Source organism: Tenacibaculum profundicola (genome assembly GCF_057220795.1).
The window spans coordinates 3,553,396-3,570,068 of the sequence record NZ_CM170137.1 but is presented as its reverse complement, the minus strand read 5'-3'; the positions used below and the strand labels follow the sequence as shown (position 1 = coordinate 3,570,068).

At 30.4% G+C, this 16,673-nt stretch carries 8 protein-coding genes; 6 read left to right on the top strand and 2 right to left on the bottom strand.

Annotated features, from left to right (window positions below):
- Positions 1-31 precede the first annotated feature (31 nt).
- Together AC2TDS_RS14860 and AC2TDS_RS14855 are read right to left on the bottom strand one after the other, a co-directional pair.
- On the bottom strand, positions 32-8,776 hold the full coding sequence (locus tag AC2TDS_RS14860; RefSeq protein ID WP_484736362.1) for a non-ribosomal peptide synthetase: 8,745 nt from the start codon (positions 8,774-8,776) through the stop codon (positions 32-34).
- 16 nt (positions 8,777-8,792) lie between these two features.
- A complete protein-coding gene (locus tag AC2TDS_RS14855) occupies positions 8,793-9,311 on the bottom strand; it encodes a UpxY family transcription antiterminator (RefSeq protein WP_484736361.1) in 519 nt (172 codons plus the stop codon).
- Between the two features lie 1,047 nt (positions 9,312-10,358).
- On the opposite strand from AC2TDS_RS14855, the gene AC2TDS_RS14850 reads away from it, so the two are divergent.
- From AC2TDS_RS14850 to AC2TDS_RS14825, 6 genes are all read left to right on the top strand, one after another.
- The gene (locus tag AC2TDS_RS14850; protein WP_484736360.1) at positions 10,359-10,508 is read left to right on the top strand and encodes a hypothetical protein; all 150 of its coding nucleotides are present in this window, start codon (positions 10,359-10,361) and stop codon (positions 10,506-10,508) included.
- Positions 10,509-10,852: 344 nt separating this feature from the next.
- Complete coding sequence (locus AC2TDS_RS14845) at positions 10,853-11,257, top strand: MerC domain-containing protein (RefSeq protein ID WP_484736359.1); 405 nt, start codon at positions 10,853-10,855, stop codon at positions 11,255-11,257.
- A 389-nt stretch (positions 11,258-11,646) separates the two neighbouring features.
- Entirely contained in the window at positions 11,647-13,326 is a 1,680-nt protein-coding gene (locus AC2TDS_RS14840; RefSeq protein WP_484736358.1) for a PhoX family protein, read from the top strand.
- Positions 13,327-13,347: 21 nt separating this feature from the next.
- On the top strand, positions 13,348-14,547 hold the full coding sequence (locus AC2TDS_RS14835; protein ID WP_484736357.1) for a GTP-binding protein: 1,200 nt from the start codon (positions 13,348-13,350) through the stop codon (positions 14,545-14,547).
- Positions 14,548-14,667: 120 nt separating this feature from the next.
- Positions 14,668-15,363, top strand: a complete 696-nt coding sequence (locus AC2TDS_RS14830; protein ID WP_484736356.1) for a 5'-nucleotidase C-terminal domain-containing protein — start codon at positions 14,668-14,670, stop codon at positions 15,361-15,363.
- Positions 15,363-16,277: a bifunctional metallophosphatase/5'-nucleotidase gene (locus AC2TDS_RS14825; RefSeq protein WP_484736355.1), complete on the top strand. Its 915-nt coding sequence runs from the start codon at positions 15,363-15,365 to the stop codon at positions 16,275-16,277. Before AC2TDS_RS14830 ends, AC2TDS_RS14825 begins: the two co-directional genes overlap by 1 nt.
- Positions 16,278-16,673 lie beyond the last annotated feature (396 nt).

Sequence of the window (16,673 nt, the reverse complement as noted above, 5' to 3'; positions counted from 1 at the left end):
TGTTTTGTTGATTTTTATTTATAGGTTTGGATTAAATAGAGAAATTTTCAAATTCAACTTCCTCATCTTGATTACGATTATGTTGACTAACAAGTTGTATATTTTCAATGAAACGTGATTGATCTTCTAAAACAGGATGTTCAAAAATATTATTTAGAGATATTTTAATAACGAATTCCCTTTGAACACAAGCTACTAATTTGGTTACACTTAGACTATGACCACCCAAGTCGAAAAAATCATCTTTTAATCCAATTCGTTCGACTCCTAAAATTTCTTTCCACAATACCGCTAATTTTTTTTCCGTTTCAGTGTTTGGAGGCAGGTATTCTTTAGTCGATATTATATTTAAATCATCTAAATCAATTAATGCCTTTCGATTAATTTTTTTGTTTGACGTTAATGGAAAATCATCTAAAATTATAAATTGAGATGGAATCATATAATAAGGGAGTACTTCTTTAAGTTGAAAACGTAAACTATCAATTTCTAAATTATTTTCACTTGTAAAATAAGTAACTAGTATACTATTTCTGGAAACGTCTTCTTTAGCCACAACAATAGCCGCCTCAACCTCCTGAATTTCATTCATTTTAGCTTCTACTTCCCCCAATTCTATACGATATCCTCTAATTTTAACCTGATTGTCATTTCGTCCTAAGAAGACAAGTTCATCATTATCATTCCACTTTACAACATCTCCTGTTTCATATATAAGCCCCTCTTTAAAAGGATTTTTTACAAATCGTTGTGCTGTTAATTCATCTTGTTTGTAATATCCTTTTGCTAAACCATCCCCTCCAATAAATAGGTTACCTGAACTTCCCTTAGGGCGTAATTTTAAGAAATCATCTAAAACATATATGGAGGTATTAGCAATGGGTTTTCCAATAATATTAGCTTGATTTGGTTGTTCAACCTTTTTAATAGTTGACCAAATAGTTGTTTCCGTTGGGCCATACATATTCCAGAGTTCTGAACTAGATTTTAATAATTGACTAGCTAGAGATACACTTAGTTCATCTCCGCCGCATAATATTTTTAACTGGTTACCACCATTCCATCCCGCACTAAATAGTTGTTGATAAAAGCTTGGTGTAGCCTGAATTATTGTAGGTTTTACGTTTTCTAATAACTGTATTGTTTCGTATGGGTCAGACAAAGTTTTATCGCTCACAACATAAACACTTGCTCCTGAAATTAAAGGAGTGAAAAACTCAAGAATAGAGATATCAAAAGAGTAAGTGGTCACAGCAAAGAAAGTATCTGTGTTTTTTATTCCTGGCTCGTTTTTGATACTTAATAAAAAATTCAATAATGAACGATGCCCTATCTCAACACCTTTAGGCTTTCCTGTTGACCCAGATGTATAAATAACATATGCGGTATCATTTCCTGTTGGATAAGATTCAATGTCCTCTTTTAAATCATCACTTTTTGACAAAATTTCACTTGCAGTTGTAACAATTAGTTTATCTGTTGCCATTTCAGCCAACTCTTTAGAACTTATAAGTACTTTTAATTGGCTATGTTCAATAATGTATTTTAATCGCTCAACTGGAAATGTTGGATCCAAAGGAATATATGCTCTTCCTGATTTTAGTATTCCTAATAATACTGCTATTGTTATAGCTGAACGATCTAGCATAACACCTATAGCTTCTTCATCTTTTTCAAAATTTGTATTTATATAGACCGAAACTTGCTTTGAAAGTGAATCTAATTCTTTATACGTAAATCGCTGTTCTTCATCAATAATAGCTACTGCATCCGGCTGATTCTTAACTTGTTCTTTAAAAAGCTCCAAAAATGTATACTCACTATTATAATTTTGAGAAGTATCATTTAATTTATGAATTAATTCTTTTTCTTCTTTCGATGTTAGAAAAGGAAGTTTATAGAGCGACTCTTTAGGTGTTTTAATACAATTTTCAATTGCACCATTTAAATGTGATTGAACATTCTCTATAAATTTAGTATCAAAAATATCTGAGTTATATACCACTCCTACCTCTAATTCATTATCCCTTTCTTCAAATATAAACTCTAAATCAAACTTACTCATGACAACATCTGAACTCACATACTCACGTATTTGTAAGCCCTCTATTGTGTTCGTATTTGGTGTACTGTTATCAGTATTCTGCAATGTTACCATTACATCAAATAATGGGTTTCTACTTAAATCTTGTTGTAACGATAGATCACTAACTAGTTTGTCAAAAGGATAAAATTGATGTTCATAAGCATTTAATGTAGTTTCTTTTACTTTTTCAAGCAGAGTTTCAAAATTATCATCTCCTTTAAATTTTGTTCTCAAAGCCAATGTATTAATATATACACCTACTTGATTTTGTAACAAAGTATGCTCTCTGCCTGCTATTGGAGTACCAATGATAATATCTTTTTGATTACTATATTTATATAAAAGATAGTTAACTACTGCTACCAAGCCCATAAATAATGTGCTGTTATTTGATTGACAGAGTAATTTAAACTTGTTTAGTACATTTTTGGTAAGTTTTTTTGTGGTAATTTTACCTGAATATGTTTTGTACCGTGGGCGATTTTTATTGGTAGAAAGCTCTAAAACAGGAATATCTTCTTTAAACTGTTCTTCCCAGTATTTTTTTGATTCCGTTGCCTTATCTGATGATAATTGATTTTTTTCCCATGAAGCGTATTCTTTATACTGTATCGTTAAAGGTTGTAAATTAAGAGTTTCATTTTTCAAGAACGCATTGTAAAATTGAAATAATTCATTTGTAATAATTTCTAAAGACCAACCATCACTTATAATATGATGTATTACAAAAATTAAAAGTGCTTTTTTATCTCCTGTCTTTATTAGTTTAGCTCTTAATAAACTTTCTTTAGATAAATCAAAACTGTAATTGCTTTCAATGTCAATAAGTTGTTTTATAGTGTCATCTGAAGCATTCAAAAAACTTGTAGCCTCATATAGAAATTCAAAATTATTTTCTTCTTTCGAGCATATACTCTGTCTAATATCACCAGTAATAGCATCTTCTTTAAATCTAGTTTTTAATACCTCATGTCGTTCTATAAGTGCATGAAATGCCTTTTTCATTACTTGAATCTCTATAATTCCTTCAAGGAGAAAAACCCCAGGCATGTTATAAGCAATATTTCCGCCTTCAAATTGACTTAGTATCCATATTCTTTGCTGCGAAGATGATAATGGATAACTATCTTGTTTTGGTAAGAGTGGAATATTTTCATATATAGATTTAGTACTTGCTTTTATAAGTTTTGCTTGACTTTCAATTGTGCTTTCAATAAAAAAGTCATTGAAACTTATGGTTGTATTAAACTTTTTATTGACGAGATTTCTAAGCTTGGTAATTTTTAAACTATGCCCTCCCAATTCAAAGAAATTATCTGTAATCCCAATTTTTTCTATTCCAAGAACTTCTTCCCATATAGAAACTAATTGTTTTTCATTTTTTTCTTTAGGTGAAATATATGTTTTCCGGACACTGTCTTCTCCTGAAATATTTGGTAAAACTTTTCTGTCTATTTTGCCGTTTGGCGTAAGTTTGAAACTATCTAATTGCAGATAGAAATCAGGAATCATATACGCTGGTAGTTTCTTTTGTAAAAATGTTTTTATACGTGATTTATCAATAATAGCATTTGATATAAAATAACTGATTAATACTTTTTCTTGATTTATATTTTTGACAATAACGACAACGTTCTCAATTTCTTCAGAATACTGTTTTATTGCTGTTTCAATTTCACCTAATTCAATTCTATATCCACGCAACTTAACTTGATGATCATTTCTCCCCAAAAACTCAATATTTCCATCGGGCATCCATCGAGCTAAATCTCCTGTTGAATACACATTTTCATTTTGATATGGGATTTTAATAAACTTTGAAGCAGTAAGTGCTGATTTATTATAATAACCCCGACTAACACCGGCCCCACCAATATAAATTGTTCCAAAAACTCCTGTTGATACTAATTGTTCATTTTTATTTAAAATGTATATATTGGTATTTGAAAATGGCTTTCCTATTGGTGTTGTTCCTAAAAAAGTAGCATTACAGTCATCATAATAAGAGGAATCTATAGTAGCTTCTGTAACACCATAACTATTTACCACTTTTATACTATTGCCAAAGGTATCTCTAATGGCATTAAAATTCTGATTATTAAAGCTGTCCGATCCAAATATTATTAACTTCAGAAAACTATAATCCTTATTATTATCTTTAATATAATTCAGTAAAGGAAGTAATAATCCGGGGGTTCCCTCGAATAAAGACACCTGATGTTTTTCCATTAAGCTATATAACTCTTTTGGATTTAGCTTAGTATTATCTGATGGTAACACCATTTTTCCTCCATTTAGTAAGGAACGACAAATATCTCCAACAAACACATCGAAAGAAACACTGGCTAATTGCAATAGGCTAATAGTAAACTGATCTAATTCATATTGTTTCTTCCAATCAGAATAAATACTAACAACATTTCTATGCTCTACCATTACTCCTTTAGGTTTCCCTGTAGTTCCTGAAGTGTAGATTATATAAGCTAAATGATTGGGCTTTGTAAAACTTTTTAAGTTTTCAAAACTATAGTTGTCTTTTACTACGTTAAATTTTTTAAATTCTTCTTTATCTATAACAACCTTACAATTACTATCTTGTTCAGTATAAGTGATGCGGTCTTGCGGATAATTAATATCCATTGGCACATAAGCTGCTCCTGATTTTAAGATTCCAAAAATAGCTACTAATAATTGTTCACTTCTTTCTAATTTTACTCCTATTACATCATCAGGCTCAATCGTGTAGGTGTCTCTAATGTATTCTGCCAACTGATTGGATTGTTCATTAAGTTCTGTATACGTTAGATTTTCTTCCTCAAATACTACTGCAATGTGATTAGGTGTTTTTTCTACTTGATCTTCAAATAAATCAACCATTGTTTTATCTTTAGGATAATCTACTCTAGTATCATTAAACTCTTCAAGTAATTGTTTCTTTTCTTTTTCAGTAATATACTCTACCGATATTATAGGCTCCTCTGGATTATCTATAACTTCACTCAATAAATTCTCATAATGCGTAAACATTCGTTCTATTAAAAAGTCATCATAGATATCAGTATTATATTCTATACTAAGCTCTAGTTTTCCTTCTCTTTCTGCAAACGTATAACTTATATCAAATTGAGAAGTACTTCTACTTACTTCAAAATCTTCAACTTGTATACCCTCTATATCATGATCTGCTGTTATAGTAGGAAGCTGTTCTTGATTTTGTAAAACTACCATCACATCAAACAATACAGAACGCGATGTATCTCTTGGAACATTTAGTTTATTAACCAATTCATCAAAAGGATAACTTTGATGCTCATATGCTGATAGTAAGGTTTGTTTTTGATGGTCTAGTATGTTTACAAAACTATCTTTTTCTTCTATTCTTGTTCGTATAGCTAAGGTATTTAAATACAAGCCTATCTGTCCTTCTAAATCAGGATGTTCCCTTCCTACTATTGGCGTACCTACAATAATATCATTTTGATTGGTATAACGATATAATAAAGCGTTAATCCCTGACATTAAAGTCATAAATAATGTAGCACTTTTAGATTTTGAAAATAATTTTAGCTTCTCTAAAAAGGATACTGAAAAACTATGGGTTAACGTCTTTCCGTTATACGTTTGTACTTTTGGTCTGTTTTTAAAACTCGGAAGATTCAAAATTGGCAGTTCTCCTTGAAATTGAGAAAGCCAATACGTTTGAGCCTTCTTGAAACCTGATTTAGTTAGTTCAGCTTCTAACCAAACTACATAATCTTTGTATTGAATCTCTAGTTTTGGCAAAGTATATGCCTTGTTTTTCACTAAATTATTATATATCGAAATGACTTCTGATATTAATAGTTTCATAGACCAACCATCACCAATAATATGATGCATGGTTAATGAGAAGATATGCTCTTGATTTCGCGTTTTTAATAAGGTTGCTCTTAATAATAAATGATCTTCCAAATGAAATGCAGTAGCGTGTTCTTCTTCTAAAAACAACATGATCTCTTCTTTGGTTTGACTTGTAACATCTTTTTCTAAAAGAGTAAACTCAAAAGTATCTTCTCCTGTTATATATTGACGTATTTGTCCTGATTCATTAACTTTAAAATTGGTTCTTAGTATTTCATGGCGTTTTATTAAAAGTTTAAAAGCTTCTTCAAATTTTAAAACATCTAAATCTCCTCTTAATGTAACTGCTCCTGGCATATTGTATGCCAAATTCCCTCCTTCTAATTGACTTAACACCCATATTCTATGTTGAGATGTTGTGAGTGGGTAATGTGCTGCAGTTTCTATTTTTGGAATGGCATGGTAAACGTTATTTGAAAATCCTTTGTTCAATGCTTTAATGGTTGGATTTTCAAAAAAGAACGTAAACGTGATACTTTTATTTAGTTCTTTATAAATTCGGTTTATTATAGCGCCAACTAATAAACTATGCCCTCCAAGTTCAAAGAAATTATCCGTGATTCCAATTCGTTCTACAGCTAATACTTCTTGCCAAATCTTTACTAATTCTAGTTCTATTTTATTCCTTGGAGCCACATACTCTTTTTGAATAAGAGACTCTGAAGTTATTTCTGGAAGTGCTTTTTTATTTATTTTCCCATTCGGAGTTAATGGAATTGTATCTAATTCTAGATAATAGTTCGGTACCATATAAGATGGCAGTCTTTCTTGAAGAAAATCTTTTAATGCTGGCTTTTCTATCTCTGATTTTGAAATATAATAAGCTACTAATTCTTTTTTCTTTTCAGTACCCTTTACACATAATACCGCTTGTTGAATATCTTCTGAAAACTGAACTATCGTACTTTCAATTTCTTGTAATTCTACACGATAGCCACGTATTTTTACTTGATTGTCTTTACGTCCTAAAAACTCAATATTACCATCAGGAAGCCATTTGGCTAAATCTCCTGTATTATACATACGTTCTCCTTTTACAAAAGGATTTGCTATAAACTTTTCTGATGTTAACTCCGGTTTATTTAAATAGCCTTGTGCTACACCTGCTCCTGATAAATATAACACCCCCGATATACCTATTGGCAATGGTTCTAAATACTCATCTAATATATAACAATTTGTATTTGATATAGGCTTCCCTATAGGAACAGAAACTTCAAAGTTTTCATTAGAAGATAATTTATACGTGGTACTATACGTGGTATCTTCAGAGGGGCCATATAGATTTCTGATTTCTGTGTTGGAAGCGAGCAATTTATTTGCTATCTCTACAGGAAATTGTTCTCCTGCTAAATTAATAACTGTTGCATTTTCTAAACTAACACCACTTTCAATAATACTTCTTATACTTGACGGAACAGTGTTAATTAATACTTTTTTATCAAATTGTAATTCTTCTCCAACTGCTAAAGAATTTTCTAATAGTTTTATTTTTTTTCCTTCAATTAAAGGGTAAAACATCTCGTATATAGAAAGATCAAAACAATGTGATGTCGTAGCGTAAACCACTTCAAATGTATTGGAATCAAATTCTTTTTGAGCCCAATCTAACATTGCCACTGTATTTCGTTGCAATATCACCACGCCTTTAGGTTTTCCAGTGGTACCAGACGTATAAATCACATAAGCTATGTGATTTGGCTTAGTGACTTTTTGAGGGTTTTCAACACTATATTCATTTTTAACCGCTTTAAACCTCCCTATCTCTTCTTGATCTACGACAACCTTACAATTACTATCTTGTTCAATATAATTGATACGCTCCTTAGGAAAATTAATATCTATAGGTACATAAGCAGCTCCTGATTTTAATACTCCAAATATTGCTACCAACAATTGCTCACTCCTCTCTAATTTTATTCCTATTAAATCATCAGGTTGAATAGAATACGTTTCTCTAAGATACCTTGCTAACTGATTTGAGTGCTCATTAAGTTCTTTATACGTTAACGCCTTATTTTCAAAAGCTATGGCAATATTACTGGGTGTCTTTTTTACTTGCTCTTCAAATAAATCAACAATCGTTTTATCTTTTGGGCAACCAACCTTGGCAGTATTAAATAAAAATAAGACTTCCTCTTTTTCTTGCTCAGTTATAATTGATATTTTGTTTACCTCTTCATTTATATGATTTTCAAGATTTAGCAGCCATCTTTTTATATTTTGCAAAAAATGATTGGCAATATAATCTGTTACAAAACTCTGATCATAAGAAATAGAAATAATAATCCCTTCTTCTTTTTTATCTATATTTACATAAAAAGGAAACTTATTCTTTTCATAACTCAAATTACCATTATATGAAAAGCCAAAACAAGTGTAATTATAAAATGGTTTCTTATTTATTAAACCTTTATTAAAATTAGAATACTTAAATACCTCTTGAATTTCTTCTTTAACTTCATTAAGGGATTGTTTAAGCCTTTTTCCCTTTTTTGAAGGGAATTTATATAACAGTGTTTGTTCACTATTGGTTACTCCAGATGAAGCAATAAAATGTACAGATTCAAAATAACGTTGTACTAAAATAGAATAAATTGTGAGAAGAACTGTAAACTCTACCACGTCATTATTGGCCGTGAGCTTATTAAAATATAATAATTCTTCTTTTTTAACAATACGTTCTTGGGTCTGTACTAATGTTAATGGCCTATCATTAACAACAGGACATAACTTTATCTTATTAATCCAATAATTTGACGCTAATTTATTTTCTAAACTTGTATTCAAGGTTGTACCAAACTTTTTAATATACGTTTAATTCTTCAAAATAATATGAAGGAATACTGGCAGTAATATTTTGCTGTAATGAATCTATTTGTACAATCACTTTATTGACATTGCCTACTTTTAGAACTTCGCATTCTAACCCACTTAATGGACCGTGAGCAATTTTTTTTATGTCCCCAACTTTTAAGTGTTCTGAATGTAATCCAATATCTAGAATATCTACATCGTCAACTAATAACTTAAGTTGCTTAATTTCTTTTTCTGACACTCGCGCATACTCCTTACTAAAACGAATATAAGCACATGCCCCATTTACTGATAATGCTTGATAAAATTCTAAAGAAGAATTAATATTCACGAAGACATAAGATGGAAAAAGCGGTTTAAAAATTGTTTTTTTTCTATCACTCCATTGTCGAATTGTTTTAACCTGTGGTAAAAACGGTTCTAAAGAAATGTCTTTTAGAGATTCATATACTTTTTTCTCCCAACGAGATTTTACATACAATGCATACCACCCTTTTTTAAAACTCATAGTAGTCAATAGTTTAGTTAATTTTTGAGCACAGCTTCGCTACCATCACACACACGAAGTCGTTGTCACGAGGCTTATATATTGAAAAAATAAACAGCTAAATTCAGCGTTCTTATCTAAAAACCATGTTGAATATCACTAGTTTAATCCTGTTTTTGTGTAACAAGGAATATCTATAACCCAAATTACATTCATTCTATACTAGACAAGTGTTAATGTTTTTGATTTATTACCCATCTAACAATGAATATTTACAGATAGTGTAGAATTTTAAAAACATTACCCTTGTTAATGAACGCAACACGCAAGTATATATGGTTTAAAAACAAAGTGAAAGGATTATTATTTCTGTTTTCGCACAGCTTCGCATTCCTTGGTCACATTACGTCCGTGACAAAAAGAGTCTCTGAAGGAAAATATATGAAATAAATTTAGCAATTTTTTTGCAACACATTATTTCTTCATGGCTAATTTAAAAATAATTTTATAAAAAATAAAAACTTAATTTGTTAAAAAAAAATTATATTCACACTAATTAATCTAAAATACTAAACAATAACCATTTATATACGTGTTTTTTTTTAATATGAGATTCAAATAATGGATTCACAACCGTATCATTTTTCTTTACTAGTGTAAAAAACTGATATTTTGAAAGTTTTTTGACATCTCCTTTTAGAAGCTCCATCTATTTCATAATCAATAAACACATTTCGATGTAAATCTTTTGTGAGTTTATTTTGAGCTACCTAGTAAATTTGGCAGATGTAATGAGACGCTCCCCTTATTGTATCTCTAAAAACAAATCACACTCAAAAACCACGAATTACTCGCCTAAAGAAAACAGAAGTTACCAATACACCTTTGTATTATACCAGTTATTGTTTGAATTTACAGTAAAAGAAAATGAGTGTCTTTTTCTTTATATAAGATAGAAAAATAAGTACTTTTGAAACTGAAAGTTCTTAAAAACGGAGAGCTAAATATAAAACAAAAGGATTATACAAAGCCTTCTTTGTGTAATTTCTCTAAAAATTAAAAAATCTTATGAAAAAATTATTACCTGTTTTAGGTTTATTGTTTGTTAGTTTCGCTTTTAATTCTTGTACTGAAGAAGAACCCTGTAAAGGAGAGGTTACCACTTTTACTTTACCAGATGGAACTACTAGAACGATAGAGCAACCTTGCTTTGACTAACTTTAAAAAGATAAAGTTCTCTACTTAGAGAGCTTTTCTGGTTTTTATGCCATAGCTCCTTGAGCATTAATTACTATAACCTCTTTATACACCACCAATTTCATTATATTTTACATACCATTTCAATCGTTTTTTACCAAGAAAGAAATGTAAAATATCTTCTTCTTCTAATCTATCTAAAACACCATAAATAATTATTTTATTAAATTTAAAATCAAACTAATCACAGAAATTACCTCGAAGAACTGTTTTTAAACGTATTAAACCAAACAAACTTAACGCAACTGAGTTGCATTAATAAATATTAGCTTTATATTTACCAATCAGTTTATTAATGATTTTTCATGATATTAACAAGTCAAAGACCAGACAATATAGGCGCCATTGCAAGTACTTTATGCCTTATACATTGTATTGCTACTCCCTTTATATTTATAGCACAAAGTTGCTCAATAACATGTTGTAGCACAACACCCATTTGGTGGAAATCTATAGACTATCTTTTCTTGATAATTTCTTTTTTTGCCATTTATCGCTCTACACAAACAACGGCTAGTGCTTGGATGAAATCATTTTTTTGGTTAAGCTGGTTTCTATTGTTCTTAATTATAATAAACGAAAAAGCCGGATGGATTCCCTTACATGAGAAGTTAATATATTTTCCAGCAATATCATTAATAATACTACACCTATACAACAAAAAGTATTGCCAATGTAATACGACTAAATACCGTACAAATGAAGAATAAAGAACAAAGTAACTTTACAAGGATTTTAGAATACAGAGGTTGTTTTTTAGAAACGGCAACTACAACTAGTAATTCATTCTTTAAAAGAATAACACAATAAAAAATATAAAAATGATCATTAAAGAATAAAAGGTACGTTCAAAAATGTCATTTCAAAGCGGTAATCGTAAATCCATAATTCTTTTGCTATTATTTGAATAAAAAATTGAAATTACCATTAACTAATTCATCAAAAGAGCCAATTAAAATAATTGGTAAAACATACAATAGAAATCAGGATACATTCATTCATATATATTCTGATTTAGTTTGTTTAGAGAAGTATCATTTAAATTAAAAATAGAATCACTAATTATTTTTAGATGTAAACTATTATCAACAAATACATTATGGAGTATAATCGAAGAAAATTTATTTCCTTTATAGGAAAAGCAGGCTTAGGGGCTGTTATTATGCCTCAATTTTTAATACGTTGTGGCAACACAACTACACCAACAAATGGTTTTAGTACAATTTCTAAAAAAAGACTTCAGCTACTTAAAGACCTTGTTTTAGAAGGCTTAGTTCCTTCAGATAAAGATGATTTAGTATTAACCAATGGATTAAATTATCATACCATCATAAAGTGGGGAGATAAAATTAGTGATACAGACACCTTTGGATTCAATAACGATTTTACCTGCTTCATTCCTTTTGATGATGATAATCCAAAAGATGGTTTATTATGGGTAAATCATGAATATACTAATCCACTTTTTATTTCTGATTTTAATTACAGAGATTATGAAAATCCAGCACAACATCGCACTAAAAAGCAAGTTGATAAGGAAATGTATAATGTTGGAGGAACCATTGTACGAATTAAAGAAAAAAATGGACTTTGGAAAGTTGTTGAAAACGACCCACATAATAGACGTATTACTGCAAAAACCCCAATAAAACTCAACTGGGACACACCTATTAAAGGAGTAACTAGTGTCATTGGAACAAATAGTAATTGCTCAGGTGGCATTACACCATGGAAAACGTTTATCACTTGCGAAGAAAACTATGATGGCTTTTTCGGAGAAACCGAATACAATGAAAATAATGTAGCTAGCCACAAACCTAGTAGGCAAGGATGGGAAAAATTTTACAATTACCCACCAGAACATTATGGTTGGGTGGTAGAAATAAACCCAAAAGATGGAACAGCCCAAAAACATATTGCTTTAGGTAGGTTTGCACACGAATGTTGTACATTATATGAACTTGATGATAAACGAATAGTTGCCTATACAGGAGATGATCATACTGATGAACATTTGTACAAATTTATTTCTTCAAAACCTAGCTCGCTAAAGGAAGGAACTTTGTATGTAGCCGACACTATTCATGGAAAATGGCTTGCTTTAGATTGGGAAAACCAACCTGTTTTAAAAAATAAATTTAAAAACCAAACAGAAGTATTAATTAGAGCAAGAGAAGCTGCAAAACTATTAGGTGCAACACCCTTAAATCGTCCTGAAGATATTGAAATTGACCCTATAACAGGACACCTATTTGTTTCGTTAACCAATAACAAAAGTAAAAAAGATTTTCATGGCTCAATTCTAAAGATTGAAGAAGCTAATGGCGCATTTGATGCTTTAACCTTTAAAGCTTCTACATACAAAGCAGGTGGAGAAACAAACGGTTTTTCTTGTCCTGATAATTTAGCATTTGATCTAGCAGGAAACCTTTGGATGACCTCAGATATATCTGGAGGTGCTATGAACAGAACAGACAAACCCTATATGCCTTTTAAAAATAATAGCCTCTTTGTAATTCCACGACATGGAAAAGATAAAGGAAAAGTAATTCGAGTGGCATCAGCACCAAAAGATGCAGAACTTACGGGACCTTGGTTTTCACCAGACGGAAAAACCTTATTTTTAAGTGTCCAACACCCAGGAGAACAAACCAAAGATGTGAAGAATCCAACCAGTAAATGGCCTTTTGACAAAGACAATATTCCAAAACCTGCTGTTGTTGCAATTACCGGAGACTTAATCGAAAAAATGAATAAACTAAATCAAATCGAAATATAACTCTTATCTGTTTTAAATACAATGAAAAAACTACCTGTAACTGTATTAAGTGGTTTTCTGGGAGCTGGAAAAACGACATTACTAAACCACGTACTCCATAACAAAGAAGGCCTAAGAGTGGCTGTAATTGTAAATGACATGAGTGAAGTTAACATTGATGCTCAATTCATTAAAAGCGAAAACACACTCTCAAGAACTGAAGAAAAATTAGTAGAAATGTCTAATGGTTGTATTTGTTGTACACTTCGTGAAGACCTTATGATTGAAGTAGAAAAGCTAGCATTGCAAAACAAATTCGATTATTTATTAATTGAAAGTACTGGTATAAGTGAGCCCATTCCTGTGGCGCAAACTTTTACTTTTGAAAGTGAAGACGGCAAAATAGATTTGAGTCGATTTAGTTATATAGATACTATGATAACAGTAGTCGATGCTTTTAATTTCTTAAAAGATTTTTCAAGTTCGGATTATTTAACAACAAGAGAACTTACCAATATAGAAGGTGATGACAGAACTATTGTTAATTTATTGACAGATCAAATTGAATTTGCCAACGTTATCATCATCAATAAAATTGATTTGGTTTCTGAAGATAAAGTTGAAGAACTTCGCGCCATTATTCACAAACTAAATCCAGAAGCTCATATTATTACTGCTACCGAATCTAAAGTTGAACTAAAAAATGTACTCAATACAGGTTTGTTTGAATATGAAAAAGCAGAAGCTTCAGCAGGATGGCTAAAAGAATTAGAAAACGAGCATACACCTGAAACAGAGGAGTATGGAATAAGCTCTTTTGTGTTTCGAAGTAAAAAACCATTTCATCCAACACGTTTTCTAAATTATTTAAACGAACGTTTTCCGCAAAACATTATTAGAAGTAAAGGTTTATTTTGGTTGGCGTCAAGATCTAATCAAGCGCTACTATGGAGTTCTGCAGGAGGTTCTTGTAAAGCAGATTCTGCTGGAGTTTGGTGGGCTTCTATGTCTTTTTCAGAACGAATAAATTATGCTACATTTGCTGAAAACAAAGATCAAATTGAGTCTGATTGGGATTCCATATTTGGCGATAGAAAAATAGAATTGGTCTTTATTGGTCAACACTTAAGTAAAGAAAAAATGATAGCCGAGCTAGAAGATTGTTTAATTACAGAGCAGGAAACCCAAATATGGAAAAATCAATTATTCCCTACACAAGACCAATGGCCAATAGCCGTTTAAAAAAGAGATTATATTTTACGTTTTATGATTTAACTCTACTGATTTTTATATATTAAAAACATCAATTCAATGAAACCATTACATTTTATTTACCTTTTCCTGTTATTTACTTCATGTAAAATGACAGATAGAAGCCTCACTAAAATCACAGCAAAAACAATTGCTATCGATACTACAATTAGGTCTTCTACAAAAATAGACAGCATTGTTGCGCCTTATAAAGAGAAATTGATAAACGAAATGGAAAAGGTCTTGAGCTATACCCCAAAAGATTTAACCAAAAAAAGTACTGGAATGCAGAGTACTTTGGGCAATTTAATGGCAGATATGTGTTATGAAATGGCGAATCCTATTTTTAAAGAGAAAATGAATGTATCTATTGATTTTGCTATGTTTAATAATGGAGGGTTACGTGCTCCAATTCCTGCAGGAAACGTAACAAAAGAACACGCATTTAAATTAATGCCTTTTGAAAATAAACTTGTTGTTGTAAATCTTTCAGGTGACAAAGTAATAGAATTGGTGAATTATTTTATTAGAAATAAAAAAGCACATCCCTTATCAAAAAATGTATCCTTACTCATTAAAGACAATGATTATGTACTAAATATTAATGGTAAGAAATTCCAAAAAAACAGCACCTATTCAGTGGTAACATCTGATTATTTGCAAGGTGGAGGAGATAGAATGCATTTCTTTAAAAATCCAGAAAAGCTAATAAAATTAGACTATAAAGTAAGAGATGCTATTATCGATTATTTTAAAAAAACAGATACCTTAAAAGCAACTATTGATAAACGTGTAATAATCAAATAATGAAAAGAAGAAATTTTATAAAGCAAATAGGAGGTGCATCTGCACTTGCAATGGTTGGCGGGTTAACATTACCTCCTCTTATGAACAAGGGAAAACGTCATATTACGATTTTACACACTAATGATACCCACAGTCATATAGAACCTTTTAAGGCAAACCATAGCAGAAATGCCAACAGAGGAGGCGTTGCTAGAAGAGCCACATTGATTGAACAAATACGAAAAGAAAATCAAAACACGTTATTATTAGATGCTGGCGATATTTTTCAAGGAACACCTTATTTCAATTATTTTGAAGGGGAGCTTGAATTTAAACTGATGAGTATGTTAAAATATGATGTAGCAACTATTGGTAATCACGATTTCGACAACTCTATAGAAGGTTTATTTAAGCAATTGCCAAATGCAAAATTCGATTTTGTTGCTGCCAACTACAATTTTAAAAATACGGTTTTAGACACACACGTCAAACCTTATAAAATAATCATTAAAGACGGTATTAAAATCGGCATATTTGGTCTAGGTATAGAACTAGAAGGACTAGTAAATAAAAAACTGTACAAAGAAACAGCGTACTTAAATCCAGTAGAAATAACTCAAGATATTACCCATAAACTAAAAAATGAAGAAAAATGTGATTTGATTATCTGCCTATCGCATTTGGGGTATTATTACAAAAATAATCCAAATAAGATCTCTGATTTAAATTTAGCGAAAACCACTAAAAATATTGATTTGATTATTGGTGGCCATACACATACATTTTTACCAAAACCAACCATTATCAAAAATATCGATGAAAAAAATATGTTGGTAAATCAAGTTGGTGCTTATGGTTTAAATTTAGGTAGAATTGATTTTTATTTTGATGAAGAGAACAATAAAACCTCAACAGGTACAACAATTTTAGTATAGTTTTTAAATGTAACTTTTATAGCAATAAATTGCTATGTAATAAGTGAGGTAACACTATCCATTTTTAATCATAAGAATACTAAAAATACATTTCACTTACAACTATCAACTAAAAGAATATATCAAAAAACACCCATTCGTAAAATGGGGGTTAACTCATAATACTTTTTATTTACCTTTTTCTAAAGAAAATACAAACAACTTATACATTTACAGATATTTAATAAAAAAACACAAAGTTCATTATAAAGAATTTCTATTCGAAGGGGTAAGAGATAAACAATACAACTCCTCTAGTATAGCAAACGTACTTATGAAAACAGTTATACCATTTGAATTTACCATAATAAAACGTCCTTTTTCCCTTTCTATTTCAATATAAAGAAAAAAACACTC

Coding starts and splice junctions, on each gene's coding strand:
- AC2TDS_RS14855 (WP_484736361.1), bottom strand. CDS start 9,311: ATGAGTTTTAAAAAAGGGTGGTATGCATTGTATGTAAAATCTCGTTGG.
- AC2TDS_RS14850 (WP_484736360.1), top strand. CDS start 10,359: ATGAAAAAATTATTACCTGTTTTAGGTTTATTGTTTGTTAGTTTCGCT.
- AC2TDS_RS14845 (WP_484736359.1), top strand. CDS start 10,853: ATGATATTAACAAGTCAAAGACCAGACAATATAGGCGCCATTGCAAGT.
- AC2TDS_RS14840 (WP_484736358.1), top strand. CDS start 11,647: ATGGAGTATAATCGAAGAAAATTTATTTCCTTTATAGGAAAAGCAGGC.
- AC2TDS_RS14835 (WP_484736357.1), top strand. CDS start 13,348: ATGAAAAAACTACCTGTAACTGTATTAAGTGGTTTTCTGGGAGCTGGA.
- AC2TDS_RS14830 (WP_484736356.1), top strand. CDS start 14,668: ATGACAGATAGAAGCCTCACTAAAATCACAGCAAAAACAATTGCTATC.
- AC2TDS_RS14825 (WP_484736355.1), top strand. CDS start 15,363: ATGAAAAGAAGAAATTTTATAAAGCAAATAGGAGGTGCATCTGCACTT.